14 protein-coding genes are annotated in these 18483 nt (G+C 45.2%); 10 read left to right on the forward strand and 4 right to left on the reverse strand.

Features of this window, described 5'->3' with window-relative positions; all coding sequences use genetic code 11:
• Positions 1-399: 399 nt before the first annotated feature.
• A complete protein-coding gene (locus FHS68_RS03055) occupies positions 400-1845 on the forward strand; it encodes an arylsulfatase (RefSeq protein ID WP_167267111.1) in 1446 nt (481 codons plus the stop codon).
• Here the strand turns inward: FHS68_RS03055 and FHS68_RS03060 are convergent.
• Entirely contained in the window at positions 1804-3000 is a 1197-nt protein-coding gene (locus FHS68_RS03060) for a peptidoglycan DD-metalloendopeptidase family protein (protein WP_208408143.1), read from the reverse strand. The genes FHS68_RS03055 and FHS68_RS03060 overlap by 42 nt on opposite strands.
• Before the next feature lie 196 nt (positions 3001-3196).
• A complete protein-coding gene (locus FHS68_RS03065) occupies positions 3197-3694 on the reverse strand; it encodes a DUF1579 domain-containing protein (protein ID WP_167267112.1) in 498 nt (165 codons plus the stop codon).
• Between the two features lie 162 nt (positions 3695-3856).
• Here FHS68_RS03065 and FHS68_RS03070 point away from each other — a divergent pair, with 162 nt between their 5' ends.
• Entirely contained in the window at positions 3857-4858 is a 1002-nt protein-coding gene (locus FHS68_RS03070; RefSeq protein WP_167267114.1) for a GlxA family transcriptional regulator, read from the forward strand.
• A 53-nt stretch (positions 4859-4911) separates the two neighbouring features.
• On the opposite strand, the gene FHS68_RS03075 is transcribed toward FHS68_RS03070, so the two are convergent.
• On the reverse strand, positions 4912-9468 hold the full coding sequence (locus FHS68_RS03075; protein WP_229211754.1) for a carbohydrate-binding protein: 4557 nt from the start codon (positions 9466-9468) through the stop codon (positions 4912-4914).
• Between the two features lie 258 nt (positions 9469-9726).
• On the opposite strand from FHS68_RS03075, the gene FHS68_RS03080 reads away from it, so the two are divergent.
• Positions 9727-10272 (forward strand): O-acetyl-ADP-ribose deacetylase, encoded by a 546-nt coding sequence (locus FHS68_RS03080; RefSeq protein WP_167267115.1) that lies wholly within the window; start codon positions 9727-9729, stop codon positions 10270-10272.
• Between the two features lie 12 nt (positions 10273-10284).
• Here FHS68_RS03080 and FHS68_RS03085 read toward each other — a convergent pair whose 3' ends face one another.
• Complete coding sequence (locus tag FHS68_RS03085) at positions 10285-10548, reverse strand: filamentous hemagglutinin (protein WP_167267117.1); 264 nt, start codon at positions 10546-10548, stop codon at positions 10285-10287.
• A 149-nt stretch (positions 10549-10697) separates the two neighbouring features.
• On the opposite strand from FHS68_RS03085, the gene FHS68_RS03090 reads away from it, so the two are divergent.
• From FHS68_RS03090 to FHS68_RS03120, 7 genes are all read left to right on the forward strand, one after another.
• The gene (locus FHS68_RS03090) at positions 10698-10991 is read left to right on the forward strand and encodes a type II toxin-antitoxin system HigB family toxin (RefSeq protein ID WP_167267119.1); all 294 of its coding nucleotides are present in this window, start codon (positions 10698-10700) and stop codon (positions 10989-10991) included.
• A 10-nt stretch (positions 10992-11001) separates the two neighbouring features.
• Positions 11002-11388, forward strand: a complete 387-nt coding sequence (locus FHS68_RS03095) for a helix-turn-helix domain-containing protein (protein ID WP_167267120.1) — start codon at positions 11002-11004, stop codon at positions 11386-11388.
• A gap of 128 nt (positions 11389-11516) precedes the next feature.
• Positions 11517-11792 carry an ArsR/SmtB family transcription factor gene (locus FHS68_RS03100; RefSeq protein WP_167267122.1) on the forward strand — a complete coding sequence of 92 codons (276 nt, stop codon included), beginning with the start codon at positions 11517-11519 and terminating at the stop codon, positions 11790-11792.
• Between the two features lie 93 nt (positions 11793-11885).
• Positions 11886-12968: an efflux RND transporter periplasmic adaptor subunit gene (locus tag FHS68_RS03105; protein WP_167267124.1), complete on the forward strand. Its 1083-nt coding sequence runs from the start codon at positions 11886-11888 to the stop codon at positions 12966-12968.
• Positions 12969-12982: 14 nt separating this feature from the next.
• A complete protein-coding gene (locus tag FHS68_RS03110) occupies positions 12983-16108 on the forward strand; it encodes an efflux RND transporter permease subunit (RefSeq protein WP_167267125.1) in 3126 nt (1041 codons plus the stop codon).
• A gap of 35 nt (positions 16109-16143) precedes the next feature.
• Positions 16144-17505 (forward strand): TolC family protein, encoded by a 1362-nt coding sequence (locus FHS68_RS03115; RefSeq protein WP_167267127.1) that lies wholly within the window; start codon positions 16144-16146, stop codon positions 17503-17505.
• A gap of 136 nt (positions 17506-17641) precedes the next feature.
• Positions 17642-18418 carry an SHOCT domain-containing protein gene (locus tag FHS68_RS03120; protein WP_167267129.1) on the forward strand — a complete coding sequence of 259 codons (777 nt, stop codon included), beginning with the start codon at positions 17642-17644 and terminating at the stop codon, positions 18416-18418.
• Positions 18419-18483 lie beyond the last annotated feature (65 nt).

The following is an 18483-nucleotide window of genomic DNA, read 5'->3' on the forward strand; positions in this document are numbered from 1 at the left end:
GAAGGATTTTTTTAAGTATTTGAAAATCTCTATTTATCAACGGTTGTTTAATTAGAATCTCTTTCTTTACTTTGTCTACCAATTAAGTAGATTAAACTTTTCGGGTATTCCAATTTTGACTAAACGTTAACGCACCTGATACCCTGAAAGACAGCCTGGGGCCGATTTGCCGGAATTTTCGGTGGTTGTCAATTCATGCTCTTCGTCCCGGCTGTCAAAGGGTATCAGGTGCAAAGATACATAGCATTATACTTTCTATTCGCCTGCTTCCAGGGAATTTATCCGTTCAATTTTGCGGTTCAAAAACTGTTTTCTGCCTTTTTTTCGGCAGGATTCTTTCAGATTTCCAAGTAATCTTGCGGTTGCAAAACCTTTTATTTATATCCTGACCTTCTGAGAATGACTAAATATTTTTTCCTGTTTTTGACCCTGGCTGCGAACCCATCAGGTTCGCCATTATATGCACAGGCTGCCAAACCAAGCCGTCCCAACATTGTTTTCATCCTCGCCGACGATCTGGGATATGGTGATGTGGGTTTCAATGGACAAAAGTTGATCAAAACGCCTCATATTGATCGTTTGGCCCGAGAGGGGATGATATTCAACCAATTTTATGCAGGTACCTCCGTTTGCGCCCCTTCGCGTTCGTCTTTATTGAGCGGGCAACATACAGGTCATACCTATATCCGCGGAAATAAAAGCGTGGAACCGGAAGGGCAGCAGCCGATTGCCGATTCTGTGCTGACGGTGGCGGAAATCCTCAAAAAGGCCGGTTATGTCACGGGAGCTTTTGGCAAGTGGGGCCTCGGGCCGGTAGGTTCGGAAGGCGATCCAAATAAACAGGGCTTTGACCATTTCTATGGATATAATTGTCAGAGTCTCGCGCATCGCTACTACCCTAATCACCTTTGGAATAATGACCGTAAAATTATATTGGAAGCCAACAAAAACCTGATTTATAATAAGGATTACGCGCCAGACCTGATCCAAAAACAAGCGCTTTCTTTTATAGATAGCAAGGATGGTGAGCAGCCTTTTTTTCTGTTTTTGCCTTATATCCTTCCTCACGCGGAACTGGTTGTTCCCGACGACAGTATTTTCCAATACTACAAAGGGAAATTTGAAGAGAAACCTTTCAAAGGGGCAGATTATGGCCCCGGGGCAACTGGCGGCGGTTATGCATCTCAGGAATTCCCACACGCAACTTTTGCTGCCATGGTTTCCCGTCTTGATATGTATGTAGGGCAGGTATTACAAAAATTGAAAGAAAAGGGCCTAGATAAAAATACGTTGGTAATCTTCACAAGTGATAATGGTCCGCATGTTGAAGGTGGGGCCGATCCGAAGTTTTTCAATAGCAGCGGCGGATTTCGCGGTGTGAAAAGGGACCTTTATGAAGGAGGCATGCGAGAGCCATTTGCGGCGCGCTGGCCGGGCACGATTAAGCCAGGTTCGAAAAGCGACTTTATTGGCGCGTTCTGGGACATCCTTCCCACATTTGCGGAGCTTGCAAATGCGAAGGCACCAACAAACATTGATGGGATATCATTTACAGATGCATTGAAAGGAATGCCAACCCAGAAAAAACACGAATACTTGTATTGGGAATTTCATGAACAGGGCGGGAGGCAAGCCGTACGGCAAGGAAATTGGAAAGCCGTGCGCCAAAAAGCGGCTGGGAATCCGGATGCATTGGTAGAATTGTATGACTTGTCCAAAGATCCCTCGGAAACGACCAATCTGACTCCGCAATTTCCTGATAAGGCAAAGGAATTGGGTCAGATCATGAACAAGGCACATGTGTCATCGGCTATTTTCCCCTTCGGAAGCCTTGCGACGAATTGAAATAGTCTTCCGATACTTTTGAATTGTTACCGTGGGAATATAGCCCTTGGTTCCATCTTCCAATTGAACACGATATCCTTTGGGAATTTCACCCAATATTCTAACCAGTGTATTGGAAGGCAATGATCTGATTTGTTCGGATTCCTGAAATTGTGCAGAAGTAAACAAACTCGTTTTTTTCCTAATAAGAACCGTATCACCCAGCCAAGGCGAACGCTCCGGCAGACCTGGTATCTTCTCCTTCCGATCATTAATGAACGGCAGCGGATTGACCGCACCAGAGCTACGGGAGTAAATCCCGAAATGCAAATGTGGCGCGGTGGTGATTGCATTACCGGTATTTCCCACCAATCCTAGTGTGTCGCCCCTGGTAACCTTCTGACCTACTGCTACTAGCTGACTATCCAAATGTGCGTAATAAAGTGAGTACGGAGTTCCGAGTGAGGACATAAAAACAACTTTTCCGCCCAAATTATTTGTGCCTGTCTGTGTTATGAAACCGCTCTGCGAAGCAATTACCGGTGTCCCGCGTTTGGCGCTGATGTCTATGCCTTCATGAGATCTTATTCCTCTGTCACGTTCGGCGCCCCAATAGCTGATCACGCTCGACATATTATAACCCGCAACTGGAAAGCCCAATGAGGGCAATGTTGATAATGTGAGTGTTACGGAAAGTTTGTCATTCAGCCCAGTTTGAAGTCGGAGCAGTAAGGTGTCACTTTCGTAATTGTCATAAGTTAAAACCTGTCCGCCTTCACCTAGGTAATCGATTCGCTGTGTTTTGCCGTTGGATTTGATTTTATATAACTCTACGAACAGCCGGGAAACGGTATCCTGTTGATCGCGGAGCGGCGTGATGACAAGTCTTCTGCCTTCCGGAATTTGCAGACGGATCGCCTGCGCGGGAATAGAGTCCCCGAGATAAAAGCGTTCCTGATAGGGCGCAATTGAAAATACTGAATCATTCAGCACTTCCTGCCCGACCCTAAACCAGGTCTGGCCAGCTATGGTTTTTTCCAGTTTGTCTTTATAGAGCTCTTTTTCATAATGTTCCTGTGGTGTAACGGGAAACCAGTGCGATACCGGTACCGGCTTGCAACATGCCAGCCAGAAAATCGCAATAATACAGAGTATGTTATTGATAATGTGCTTCATCCGTTCAATGTCATTAGTCAACCGCAGGCTAACAAATCCATGCCATTGGGAAAATGAAAGGCTGCAATAATTTGCTATTGTTCACAATGCGGGTTCGGAGAAACTTTCGCTGGATGTTCAAAGGAAATCGGAGAGAGTCACTATCTCCGACATTATCAAATCCCCCTTTACATTCGAATTTTTAGGTTTAACAGCGTCACCCAACCCGCCTGTAAACGGTCTCCGTCGCCTTATCCTCCTGGCCTTCCGGCGAAATGTTGTAGGCGGTGATGATCATTTGATCGGGATTGGCGAGGTGGACGGTGGTTCGCCAGCCCCAGGGCTCGGGAAAATCCGGGCTGCCATAACTTCCCAAAACCGAAAACCCCTGGTCGATGGAATGACCCTCAGACAGCATAATTCCGGTGCTCATGTGAAAACTGTCGATCCAGGAGGACTGAAATTTGTTATTTGAAATGTCGAATCCGTAAATGGCAATTCCCTCAAATGGTTCGCCGCTCAGGCTGCCTCGGTATTCGTGCAGAATAAACCGGCCGCCGAGAACAGATCGGATCGTACCGGTCATGGGTGAGTCATCTGCAACAACGTTGGGTTCAAACCAGGTCTTGGTGTTTCCTTCCCAACTCCCGACAAAGGCCTGAATGTGCTGGTGAATGCCGGATTCCAGCGAAATTTCGAATTTGGTTTTGCTCACAGTGCTTTAAATTTTTAGCCACGAATACTTGAATGTGCACGAATTTATTAAATTCTGGTATTATTCGTGCCTATTAGTGCATTCGTGGCCCCCTAAAAAGGGGTATTCGAGCCAAAAAAGTCCTATATTGCTATCCGCTTTCATCAATTCAAAATCATCAACATGGTACAATTAGGTCTTTTGATTACAAACAAGCACCGTTTATTAAGTGTAGCAGCCCTTTTGGACGTATTTGAATCAGTCAACAGTTTTTATGAAAGAATCAATGAGCCGGCTTTTTTTAACATTAACCTGTTCTCCTCCGATAACCAACCGGGCGCGTATTACGGGTCTTATGCTATGCAATCGATCCAGAATTCAGGACAAATGGATTTAATTTTAGTACCTGCTTTTGGTGCCGGAGATCTTGGAATTTCGGTTTCCGGTAACAAAATGTTTATTCCCTGGCTTTGGGAACAGCGCAAAAAGGGGGCTGAGATTGCCAGTTTTTGTACAGGGGCATTTTTACTTGCCGCTGCCGGGTTATTAAATGGCAAAGAAGCGACCACACACATTGATTCTGCCCAGGCATTGGCTTCCAATTTTCCAGAAATCATTATGAAAAGCGACGCGGTCGTCACAGATGACTCGGGAATTTATACCAGCGGAGGTGCTACCAGCAGCTTTCACCTTATGCTTTATCTGATTCAGAGGCGTTGCGGTAAGGAGCTTACCCTCAAGACCGCTAAAATGTTTGCGATTGATATGGATCGGGAGCAGCAAACGTACTTCGGTACATTCTCACCCTCACAAAATCATGGTGACGGACTTGTGAACATGGCGCAGCAAAAGATAGAAAAAGAATACCAGGAGGGCAGCACCATTGAAACTTTGATCCAGGACATTCCCGCAAGCAGACGAAATGTTGTACGCAGGTTCAAACAAGCAATTGGCGTTACGCCGATTGAATATCTCCAGCGTACCAGAATAGAAGCGGCCAAAAAATTGCTTGCTCAAACAGATCAGAGCGTCCTGGAAGTGATGTTGAATTCGGGATATAATGATTTAAAATCTTTCCGCCAGCTATTCAAAAAAAGCACGGGGGTTACCCCAAAAGAATACCGCGACAAATTCAACATTGCCCGGCTCGAAAATACCAATCGACTTGAAAGGAAGTCAGCCTAGATGTAAAATCAAGAAACCCGGTTACTCGCCGGGTTTCTTGATTTTTAGAGGGCTTAATTTAGCTTAGCAACTTTCCTGAACGCATGTTGCTGTTCCTGACTTATTTCCACAATGTACATGCTGGCAGGTAGGTGCGAAATGTCCAGTTTATGGGAGAATTTATCCCCGCTTTTGTGAACACGGATTGTCTGGTGCAAACGTCCTGAACCTGCTTCAAACAGTTTAATTTCTACATTTCCAATGCTGTTATTTGCAAGGTCTACACTGATAAAATCAGAGGTAGGGTTTGGATAAATTTTCACATCTGCGTGTAGGGTTTCAATTGGCATTGCAGCACTCTCAATCGCTGCCGTTCTTGCATTGGATGCATTTCCTGCGATAACAAAAATGGGCGTTTCCCCAGCCGTGACGGTTACTTTGCCATCTACAATTGGTTTTTCCTGAACGTCCATATTGCTGCTACCGGCAAGAGGAGTGTATATTTTGGCAATGCCAGATTCATTGAGATTAACCTCATACTCAGCTGTCCTGCCCACCTCATCCGGGACGGTCAGTACAAAAAGCGACTTTCCATTCAATTCGTATCGGTCCACGATCGGGTCGTTATTTAAAGTTTCCTTATAGCGGTAGTTGCCAAATTGTTTGTTCACCTGATTGATATAGTCCGCGGCTGGTCTGCGGGTCTGGTCGGCATTGAGTAAGCCGGAAGTTCCAAACATACCTGAGCCGGTGTTATCATCATACATTTGATAAAAGAATACTTTCTCAATGCCCGCTCTCGCCGAAAAAAGGGAAGTCCTCAAAACCCAGTCCGCCTGGGTAACCAATGCTGATTTGCTTCCAATCGGTATCGCTTTCAAGGGACTTCCCTGATTTACATCGTAGCCCGTTTCAGTGATCCAAACAGGCATATCATAGGATATTTCATGCGATGTCTTCATAAAATCATCCAAAATCTGTTTGGCATTTGTGACTTCCGGAGCTGCGCCGCGCGTCGAAGTGCCACTTTGGTTCATCGTAGCATTATCTACGTAAAGGTGGAAATTCACGATGTCCCAGCAGAGGTTAACCGTCCCATCAGCCTTGTATCCGCGGTATTGTTTGCACCAATCGACCATTCCTTTAATGTAATCCGGACCGCTTACCAATCCTGCAATCACCACTTTCATATTAGGATCGGCATTTTTAATGCCCACACCAGCACCCATCGTGTTTTTATGACCATCATAAAAAGCAGATAAGTTCGCTGCATATTCGCGGGCAGTCTGGTAAGCTTTGCGCCCCTTCCACCATTTATCCCGTTCGTTATCACATTCAATGTACTTCACCAAATTAAGACCGATTTTCACCGAGTTAGGCACATCTCCGTTCCATCTTGGCGTGTTATGGGTGCTTAATAAAGCCGGGTCTACATTGGTATTGCTTCCATATCTTGCCGCATATTGGAAACCCATTTTTGCCTGTTCCTTATAAGAATTCGGATCATTAAAATCCTTTCCAAACCGCACTGGTACGTTTTCATTGTCCTGCTCACCGGCCGGATAGCTGTCCAGCATCCAGTTAGGTAAGGTTTTTAAACAAGCCAGTACTTCTATATTTTCTGCTTTGCAGCGTTCATAAATGGCATCGTAATTCCAGCCTCCGTAAATAGTTGGATTGTAGGTGTAAACCCCTTCTTCCGGCTCCAATTTTTGCCAATCCATATAGTGGCGAAATCCACCGAAGCTTTTGGCCATATTCATCAGCGGCTCGTTGATCTGGCCGGGGTTGCTGCCCAACTCAAAATTCCACTCATAACCATTCACCCCAAACATATCGCCAAGCCGTGCTGATTTCTGTGGAACAGGTCCGAAAGTCTGAGTAGGAGGTGTGTAGGTTCCGTAAAACTCCATTTCAGTTGGCAGGACACCCTGAACCTTTAAAACGAGGTATTTAAAATTGCCAACCGGCGCATTGAGCTTGAATTTTGCCTCACCGGGAACCTGGCTATCCGGGTTGGGCCCCACCCAGCTATTATATTCGTATCCTTTGAACGTCGCGATCTGAATGCGCTCCCATTGGTCGGTAATCACAGAAAGACTCATTGGACTGTCAGGTGCGGAACCTTCAAAATCAAAGAATTTAATGGCCTCGATGGTGATTTGCTCTCCTTCGAGCAATGGGTAGTAAGCTTCGTATTCGTTCAAGACCTTACCCCAGCCGGTGTTCACATTAACCTGTGTATTTCCGTCAAAAAGTCCATCTAACCCGCTGGTTGCATTGGTCAGCTGATACCAGCGCTTCGGGTCGAGCGAAATTTTCACTAGCGGTGTTGAGGGAGAATTTGGGTGTACCAATTGCGTTTGCGTAACGTCGGCAGCGGCTGCGAATGAGGTGCTTCCAGCCTGGGATGCCGTTATCACCGAAGTGCCTTCGCCCACAATGGTAGCTTTCCAGTTTCCGGTAGCATTGGATACGGTAATTACGGAAGTATTGGAGGATGAGAAAGTAACAGGTACCTCATTGTTCGTGCTGGTCGCATTAATGTTAAAGGCTGGCTCGCCGGGTGTTTTCGCAGAAAGTGCTGAGAAACTGATGACAGCTTGTGGCTTCGGTATGTTATTGCCAGGCTGGGCTTCAAACCAGTTGATATTGAAATTCCCCCTATCAGCATAAAGTCGCAATACCTGATGTCCGGCGGTCAAAGTCGCTGTGGTGCTCAATGTTTGATAGCTTTGCCAACCGCCCGTCCATGGGATAATAATGCTGCCTAAAACCTCTCCTGAGGCTTTTTTTATTTCAATTTGACCGTTTCCATTTGGAGAAGCTACTCGGAACTGGAAGGTATGTACGCCTGCATTGGCCACATTTACATGATAATCCATCCAGTCACCGTCTTCAATGCTGCCCACATTCAAAACACCGTTTGCGTCACCCGTATTTTCTGTCTGGATCACGCTTGCGCCATCAAAATCTTCCGCTTCAATTTTACCAGGGAGTTGTTTCGTCAATAAAGGAATTTCTCCCGCTATCTCAATCCAATTGAGGTTAAATGCGCCCTGCTGGGCGAAAATGCGGATATTGTGGTTTCCGGCTGATAAGGTTGCAGTAGTACTCACGGTCACAAAATTCTGCCAGCCGCCAGTTCTCGGAACACTTACCTGGCCAATTGTAGGTCCGTTCCCATCTTTGATTTGGATCATGCCATTTCCCCAGCTGTTCGCTACCCGAAAGAAGAAAGTATAAGTACCGCCCACAGCAACATTGGCATTATACTCGAGCCAGTCGTTATCGTCGATACTGGATACTACCGTTCCGCCGCCCGCGTCCTGCGTGGTTTCGCTGCCCACATTACTCGCTAAATCAAATGCCTCGGCTTCAATTTTTGCAGGTATTGAAACCCCAGCAGATAGCGCTTCAAACCAATTCAGGTTAAAACCACCTTTATTGGCAAATAACCTGAGCACCTGATGTCCTGCGGGTAGCGTAATTGGTGTACCCAATGTCTGATAACTTTGCCAGCCGCCAGTCCAGGGAACGTCAACCTGCCCAAGCACATTTCCGGCAGCATTCTTAACTTGTACCAGTCCGTTGCCATTCGCGCTGGCCGCACGGAATTTGAAATTATATAGCCCGCCAGTTTGCACATTGAGGTGGTAATCCATCCAGTCTCCATCGTCGATGCTTCCAACATTCATAGCACCATCCGTATCTCCCGTGTTTTCGGTTTGTATGTTGTTGGCGTTGCTGAAATTTTCGGCTTCGATTTTGCCAGGCAAGTTTTTGGTCAGCAAAGGCACCTCACCCGCAACCTCAAACCAGTTGAAATTAAAAGCACCTTGTTGGGCGTAAATCCGGATGATTTGATTTCCTTCCGGAAGGCTTGCAGTGGTGCTAACCGTGACATAATTTTGCCAGCCGCCAGTCCTAGGCACATTCACGTCTCCCAGAGCAGTTCCACCTGCATTCCTGACTTCAATTTTTCCATTTCCCCAACTATTGGCCACGCGGAAAAAGAAAGTGTAAGTGCCTGATGAAGAAACATTCACATTGTATTCCATCCAATCATTGTCGTCAATGTCGGCCACGTTCATGCCGCCGCCCGCATCTTGAGTAACTTCATTTCTGACATTGCTGGCAAGGTCAAAACTTTCCGCTTCCACTTTTCCAGGTAAGTTTACCGATGGTGCGGATGCTTCAAACCAGTTGAATGCAAAAGTGCCATGTTCGGCAAAGAATCGGATTGTTTGGTTACCTGCCGGCAAAGCTGCAAGCATTGTAATATCGGCCCAGCCTTGCATTCCGCCCGTTCTTGGCAGGAGTTTTTGTCCTAGTACCGTTCCGTTCGAAGCTTTTAATTGAATGGTGGCATTGTCGCTGAATCCGTTGGCAAAGCGCAACTTGAAGGAATAATAGCCAGCGGAAGCTACATTTACATTGTATTCCACCCAGCTTCCGTCGTTCATCCAGCCCACATCCAATCCTCCGTTTACATCTTCTGACGCCTCAGTGCCGACGCCTTGGATGGCATCAAAACTTTCGGCTTCGATTTTCGCAGTTAGCGGGCGATAAGATTGTGCAATGCAATTAAAGCTGAAGAGCAACAGCAAGGAAAGTAAACTATTTTTCATAGAGGAAGGATTAAATTCACTTCTAAGATAGTATTTATTCGAGATTGAGATATAGGAAAATAGAAATTACTATGTTGTGTTTGTGAGTAAAATAGGTCTACAAATCGCAAACCTTCATAAATCAGTGGAATAAATTGTATAGAACAGGCGAAAATTCCTACGGTATCCGCCAAACAAATTTGATTTTCTGAAAGAGTGATCAGACATCTGGTTGACTATCAGGAATGATTTTTTCCATAAGCTGCATAAACTTAGAACATGCAGCCAGTGAATATTGAAGTCATAAAAGGAGACATTACAAGTTTGAATGTGGACGCAATTGTGAATGCCGCTAACTCATCTTTGATGGGTGGGGGAGGCGTAGATGGCGCCATTCACAGGGCCGGTGGCCCGGCTATCTTAGATGATTGTAGAAGAATAGTGGCACGACAAGGAGGCTGCCCAACCGGGGAAGCGGTGATTACAACTGCGGGGACATTACCTGCTAAATATGTTATTCACACCGTCGGGCCGGTATGGCAAGGAGGAAACAAAGGAGAAGAAGAAAAACTCGCAAATTGCTATCGGAATTCATTGAAGCTTGCTAACGAGAACGGATGTAAGAGCATTGCTTTTCCAAATATCAGCACGGGGATTTACGGATATCCAAAAGATGAGGCCGCAGAAATTGCGGTAACCACAGTCTCGGGTTATATGGTAGAAAATGACCTTCCTGAGCAGGTGATATTTGTTTGCTTTGATCAGGAAAATTACCTGCACCTCGCCAAATTCCCAGAAGTTCAACGCTCAGGGAATGGAAGCTAGGCTGTATTCAGATTAGTTAAAGGCGGGAATATCCGGCTCACCGCCGGGCTGCGGCAAAGGTTCTACTTCTGGAATGACAGGTTGTAGGGGAGGTAACTCAGGACTAGGTTCCACGGGCGGGGTTTCAGGATCTCTTTCGAATGGCGGTGTCTCTTCCGGAATATCGGGGGATGGTACCTCGGGACGTGGATCATACGCCGGCGTTTCGTCCGGACCGAAGGGATCTGCACTAGCATATGACTGATCCCAGGTGCTGGCAATTTGGTAAATATCCATGGTTTTCGTTTGTTGATTTGGTTCAAAGACTGGTACGCGGATATTAAAAGAACTGTGCCGCAAAAGTTCGAATAAAATCAAATCCAAAGATCGATATTTCGATATTCGAAATTTATTTCAAAATTTGAAAATATTATTAACTTTGCTTGATGGTTATTATTTCCAAAACTGTACTATCGGCATTTTCAAAGATACATCCCAATGCTGCGAAGCCGTTAAATCAGTGGTACAGGATCGTTAAACGCTGCAATTGGTCATGTTTTAATAGTATGCGGGATACCTTCAATGCAGTTGATGCAGTCGGCAATGACAGATATGTATTTAATATAAAAGGTAATAATTACAGGATCGTAGCGATGATTCACTTTGATAAAAGAACCGTTTACATCAGGTTTATAGGTACACATGGGGATTATGATAGGATTATTTGCTCAATTGTTTAATACATCATTTATGATAGACAAAATAAGAAATGAAAAACAGTACGATCAGGTGATGGCACTGATTGAAAATTACCTGCAAAAAGCAACAGACGGCGGAGGGTTTCTTACCCTCGATCAGAGGGAATCTGACGAATTGCAAAAATTGACGCTACTAGCGGAGCATTATGAGGATAATGATCTCAAAATAATGCCTCTGACAATAACAATCAATTCAGTTGTGCAGCAAAAAATTACTGAAATGAACATTACGCAAGGGAAATTGGCAGAAATGTTTGGAATGGGAGCTGCAAAGATATCTCAGATATTAAACGGCAAGCGGGAGCCGGATGTGGCCTTTTTAAAAGCATTGCATCAAAAATTGGGCATTGATGGTAACTTTATTTTGGAGCGGTTGTAATCGTACTGCATCAGAATTTTAAACCAACCTAAAATATTTGCAACTTCCGGGAATCATTTTGCTTTTGACGGTGTAATGTAGGCACTGTACAGTTTATCAATATATTCAAATCTATCTATATATCTGGCATGGAGGTTCGACAAGTGGAGCGGATATCGAAGGCGTTGAGTGATCCCAGCCGCATCCTGATTTTGAAACAATTGCGTCAAAAAGAAGACTGTTTGTATTGTCATGAAATAGCCGACTTTATTGACCTTACCCAGCCTTCCATTTCACATCACGTCAAACAACTCACAGACGCTGATCTGATCGTGGTAGAAAAAGAAGGAAGAAACGTTAAATACAAACTCAACTCGACAATTCTCGATGAATACGTTCAGTTTTTGAATACGCTTAAAGTTTAAATTTTAGATACAAGACTTTCCAAGTTTAAAAAAAACTTGGAAAGTCTTCTACCAAATCAATCGATACATTCAAATACTTAAATTAATCAATCCATGGAAAGAACAATTCACTCCACAAAAATCGTGTCTGGGCTTATCATTACCGGCGTGATATTGCTGTCTGTACTCTTCAAAGGGTACACCTCAAAAGATGGCCTGCCTGAAAAGGCGAAAGTTGCTAAGACTCCTGCCGCTACGGGTGTGCCTGTCGATGCGCAGGTACTGCATTCAGAATCATTAAATGACGAAATGACTGTTTCAGGAACGTTACTCGCTTTTCAGGAAGTGAGTATTACCAGTGAACTGAACCGCAAGGTAGTTTCGGTTCTTGCAAAAGAAGGGAAAGCCGTTTCGGCAGGTACCCTGCTTTTTAAACTCGATGACGCGGATCTGATCGCCGAATTGGAACAATTGAAACAACAGGAAAAACTCGTTATCCTGAATGAAAAGCGGTTTAAAGAACTAATTGATAACGAAGCCGCAAAGCAGCAGGATTATGACGAGGCATTTACAAACCTCAAAGTAATTCAGGCAAAAATTGATCAGCTTAAAGTCATGATCTCCAAAACAAGCATTCGTGCGCCTTTTAGCGGCCACCTGGGAATCGTCAATGTTCATACTGGTGCATACGTAACGCCAGGCGCCCCGCTTGCCCAGCTTACGGACAACAGCCGACTTAAAATAGATTTTGCAATTCCTGAAAAACACGCCAACACTTTGAAAACCGGCGATCAGGTCGAGTATCATGTAGAATCTGATGAGAAACTTTACAAAGCGACCATCATTGCCCACGAAGCTGGTCTGGATCAGAAAACCAGGACATTGCTGATGCGCGCCGTGAGCAATAACAGCAGCCGTGAATTGCTTCCCGGCCAAAGTGCAAGATTGACGCTGCGTTTAGGCAATACCGGTAACGCATTAATGATTCCAAATCAGGCTTTGATTCCTTCCTCAAAAGGTTATAGCGTGTTTGTGGTCAATCATAACAAAGCAAATATTAAATCCATTGAAGTCGGTCAGCGCAGTGCGTATTCGGTACATGTGCTCAAAGGTCTTGCGCCCGGCGACACAATTGTTACCAGCAATATGCTCCGGTTAACACCTGGTGCTGACGTCCAATTGGTATCTGTTCATTAAAATATAATTCAATCATGAGTGCAATTTCACAAGTAAGTATTTCCCGGCCTGTTTTGGCCGGGGTAATGTCTGTACTGCTTATACTTTTCGGTATCGTTGGATACACCTTTCTGGGAACCCGGGAATATCCGGTAACAGATTCCCCGATCGTAATGGTAACTACGGTCTATCCGGGTGCCAGCGCAGATATCATCGCGTCCCAGGTTACCAAACCTTTGGAAGAAGCCATCGCAGAAGCCAATGGCATCAGGGCCGTTTCTTCCACATCCCGCGAACAGGTGAGCATTATCACCGTAGAATTTGAATTGAATACCGACCTTGAGGCCGCAGCCAATGATGTGCGTGATAAAGTTTCAAAATCACGTCAGCAATTGCCGACGGATATCGAGCCTACCATTGTTGAAAAAGCGGGTCCTGCTGACTTTCTGGTATTTCTTACCGTTCAGAGCAAGACCAAAACATTGGAAGATGTAACGGATTTTGTCAATATCAATATTAAAGAACGTCTGCAATCCATCCCGGGCGTACGTCTTGTAGATTCCTACGCAGGAAAAAAACGGGCGATGCGGTTACGGATGGATCCGGTGAAGTTAGCGGCTTATGGCCTGACACCTGCGGATATCCAACAAGCATTGCAACGTGAAAACGTGGATTTGCCCAGCGGCCGGATTGAAGGTCAGAATACCGAAGTTACGCTGCGTACGCAGGGAAGACTTGTTACAGCGGATGACTTCAATAACATGATTATCCGGGAAAGCGAAGGTGCGATTGTGCGTTTCAGAGATGTCGGCGAGGCTGTTATGGCATCGCAGAACGAGCGCACGGCCATGATCATTTATAATGGAAAAAGGGCTGACTACGGTGTTGGGACGGGTGTGAGTCCCCAGCGTGGAGCGAATTCGCTGGCCATTGTGGATGAATTCAAAAAACGTTTTGAAGAAATCCAGAAAACGACCCCGAAAGAATATGAAATTGCTTTGGGAAAAGACTTCACGGTTCCTGTAAGAAACTCATTATCAGAAGTCGAGGAAACATTATTACTTGCTTTTGCATTGGTCTCCCTGATCATTTTCGTGTTCCTGAGAGACTGGCGGAGTACTTTAATCCCGCTGCTGGCCATTCCGGTTTCCATCGTCTCGGCATTCTTCATCATGTACATTGCCGGATTCTCCATCAACGTCTTAACACTTTTGGGGCTGGTTTTAGCAATTGGGCTCGTCGTTGATGATGCGATCATTGTTTTGGAAAACATATATAGCAAGGTCGAGCAGGGTATGTCACCCATCCAGGCAGCCAGGGCAGGTTCCAATGAAATTTACTTTGCGGTAATTTCTACCACGATCACGTTGGTAGCTGTGTTCCTGCCGATCTTATTTTTGGGGGGGTTAACAGGCCGGTTGTTTAAGGAATTTGCCATTGTCGTAGCGGGCTCGGTGACCGTTTCAGCCTTTGTTGCGCTGACGCTAACACCGATGATGAGTGCTTATTTGCTCAAACCCAGCACATCGCACAATTGGCTTTACAAGAAAACGGAACCCTGGTTCGTAGCCATGAACAATGCATATGCGCGCTCATTGTCAGCATTTATGAAGGTGCGCTGGCTGGGTATCGTGTTGCTTTTGGTATCCTTTGGCATTGCCTATTGGCTGGCGCCCAAGCTTCCTTCCGAACTCGCGCCACTGGAAGACAGGTCGATGATTGGTCTCGCTGTGATTGCGCCGGAAGGCACTTCCTACGAAAGCATGGAGGCGAGCATGAAGGAAATCGGCAACTTTATCGCCGATTCCATTCCGGATTTGAATGCAGAACGCACTTATACAGCCATTGCAGCAGCCGGTGGTACTTTGGCCCAGCCGGTTAACGGAGGTTTTCAATGGATATTTTTGAATGAGCCCAAAGACAGAAAAAGCGGGTTAACGCAATCTCAGATCTTCATGAAACTCGTCATGGCGACCCAGCAGTTCAGAAATGTGCTGATCATTCCGATCCAATTACCGACCATTGGCGGTTATGGAAATACACAACCAGTTCAATATGTGATCCAGGCGCCAAGCTTGAAAGGGTTAATTGATGTGATGCCGAAACTAATGACACAAGTTGGAGGCAATAAAAAGTTGAATTTTGCTGACGCAGATTTTAAAATAAACCGTCCGGAAATCAGCATTAGCATTGACCGCCAGAGAGCTGCACAATTGGGAATTTCGACCCAAGATATTGGCCAGACATTGCAATTAGCATTGAGCAGCAGGAGATATGGTTACTTCATCCACAATGATCGCCAGTATGAGGTAATCGGCCAGCTGGACCGCGAAGACCGTTCTGCGCCTTATGATTTGAAATCATTGTACCTTAAATCTGGCAGCGGAGAAATGGTATCGCTGGATAATTTGACGAAACAAAATGAAGGCATCAGTCCACCGGCGATTTACCGGTACAATCAGTCTTATAGCGCAACTATTTCGGCGACGCCTGCGGCTGGGGTAAGTCTGGGAGAAGCAATTCAGGAATTGGATAAAATTACTACCAAAGAGCTTCCGAACGGTTTCAGTACTGCATTGGCTGGACAAAGCCGTGATTACTCCGAAAGTAGTTCCAGTCTGATCTTTGCATTCATCTTCGCAATTGTGCTGATTTATCTGGTACTGGCTGCCCAGTTTGAAAGTCTGGTCGATCCGTTCATCATTCTTCTCACGGTACCGATGGCTTTGACGGGAGCGTTGTTAAGCCTTTGGTTTACAGATCAGACGGTCAATATTTTCAGCCAGATCGGGATCATCATGCTTATCGGTCTGATCACGAAAAACGGTATCCTGATTGTGGAATTTGCGAACCAAAGTAAAGAAGAAGGCACCTCTACATTCGAAGCCGCCAAAATTGCAGCAGTATCCCGTTTCCGCCCGATTTTGATGACGACACTGGCGATGATTTTCGGAACATTGCCGATTGCATTGTCACTTGGAACATCCTCAGGAAGTCGGCAATCACTTGGAATCGTGGTCGTTGGCGGGTTGATTTTTGCAGGTGTACTCACTCTTTACGTGATTCCGTCCATCTACTCCTACTTATCCAGACCATTGCGGAAACACGACGAGTCAGGAACAATTTCGCAGGATGAAGAAGCATTGCTCCAAACACATTAATTCCCGAGAGGCAACATTAATACCACATTGAAATCATGAAAAACGCAATTTTAAACCGATACACCAGGATAAAGTTACTAAGCCTTATCCTGGCTTTGAGCCCCCTTCTTTTGTGGGGACAAAAACAGACCTTATCGCTGGACCAGGCTATTGAAACGGCTAAGAGCCATAATCGCGACCTCCGGATCGATTCCATGGGGATCCGCAAATCGGCTCAGCAAACAGCGGTTACCCGAGGATTGTTGATGCCAAACATTAGCCTGGCCGGACAATTTCAGCATTACTTTCAAAAACCGGTTTTCTTTGGCTTGAATGGTAACTCTTCAACTTCGGAAAGGATTGATTATGCCCGGTTTGGCGGGGAAGACCTGGCTGGCGCCCAACTTTCACTGGTTCAGCCGATTTATAATTCGGGAGCCAGACATGAAATCCAGAGAAGAAAATTGGTTGAAAAGCAAAGCCAGCTGATTTATCAGCAAAAAGAAATAGATGTTGTGGCGCAAGTCAGACAAAACTATGTACGGCAATTGGTACTCAATGAGCGGCTCCAACTTCAAAAGGAAAGTATTCTTCGTAACCAGAAAGCATTGGCCGATTCCCGGTATCTGTTAGCTCAGGGAAAAGCGTTGCGGGTGGATACATTAAGGGCTTATACCCTGGTGAAGAACCTGGAACCGGATGTTTTGAGACTTACTTATGCCGTGCAGATCAGTCAGCAGCAGCTCAGAAATCTGCTGGGTGATGTTTCCGAAACCGCATATGTGCTTTCCGATTCATTGGAATTGAGTCCGGAAGAAGCCATTCCCACCGAATCAGGAACGTACAAGTTATCGGTTCAACAACGTCCGGATTTGCAGATATTGACATTGAATAAAGAAATATCTGACAAGGAAATTGACCTGTACCGGTCAGCCAGGTTACCGGTTGTGAATTTCATAAGCCAATATCAGATACAAACACAAACCAATCAGTTCCGTTTTGGAAATGCAGCTTATCCGCCGGTTTTCTTTGCTGGAATTCAGTTTGCGATCCCGATTTTTAGCGGAAATCAACATGTTAACCGCGTTGCGCTGGGAAAGATTGAAAGGCAACAGGCCGACCTGATTTATGACAATGCGCAGGAGCAGCTAAAAACCGAGGTGAAACAAATCCTGGCAAGCCTGATCGAAACATCAGAAAGAATAAAAACGCAGCAAGGTGTATCCAAGACCGCCGAACTTGGCTATTCCATTACCAAATACCGGTACGAAAAAGGGGTAGCATCGCGGTTGGAACTGACGGATTCCGAACTGGCATTAACTACCGCAAAAGCAAATTATCTGGAATCTGTTTTTGATTATCTATCAGCAAAAATAGAATTGGATAGAGTTACTGGAAATGTAAAAACCAACCTGTAACGTTTTGTCTTACCGATAAGAATCTGTTATTAACCAGTCCGAACTGCAACAGAAGTGGCAGTAGCTCCGGTTAAATTGCGCTATGCGAATACAATGGCATTGTTTTTGTGACGTATAGGGAAAAGAATCAGATATTATGAAAGCATTAACAAAAGAAGGGCAGCAATACGTCGAAGACTTAGCTGCGAAATATAACCTGAAAACAGAAACGGTTGAAACCATGCTTAAAGCCGTTATTAACGGAAATGGCACCATGGCGCAGTTCAATATTTCCGAATTAGGTGGCTCGGGACAATGGATGAAAGGCGGCATGACCATGGTAGGGGATATGTTTAATAATTCGTTAAAAGCGACCGTAGATAAACTTGCGACCGAATTGGCTGGCATTGTTACTTCAAAAGTGTTATTTGAGGAGAAGGAAGCACCGACTGAAAAACATCACGCAAACGGCAACTTTTCAAGTCACTCAGGCAGTTCATGGCCATCGGTATTTGGAAATCCTACATCAAGCGGTTCCCAGAATAATTTTAAATATGCCTATTTCGGGCCAGTTAGACGTCTTGTGATTGAAGAAAATGGGAAGCGGACCATTTATGACACGAAGCATCACCAGATTACCGGTATTTCCCAGCAACAAGGTTCGGGAAGTTCTTATAAGTTTACCAGCCAGGATGGTCCGGTAGATATTAGCAATTTGTCGGTTATTTCAGAGCCTAGTGAGCAAATGCAGGCTACACCCGAAATTCCTTATGATGTGACTTCAACGGCCGATCTGAGAACTCCCGAGAGTTCGCATTCGCCACAGGACATTATCATTTCAACGATCGAAAAGATCAATGTGCTTTTTGAGAAGGGACAAATCACGGAGGAAGAGTTTAAAACAAAGAAACAGGAGCTTTTATCACGATTGTAAGCTGACTTATAGCGAAACAAACAAGGCCCGGGAATTTTCCGGGTTTTGTTTGTTATGGGGCATAT

Origin of the sequence: Dyadobacter arcticus (genome assembly GCF_011762185.1) — a bacterium.
GTDB classification, from domain to species: Bacteria; Bacteroidota; Bacteroidia; order Cytophagales; family Spirosomataceae; genus Dyadobacter; species Dyadobacter arcticus.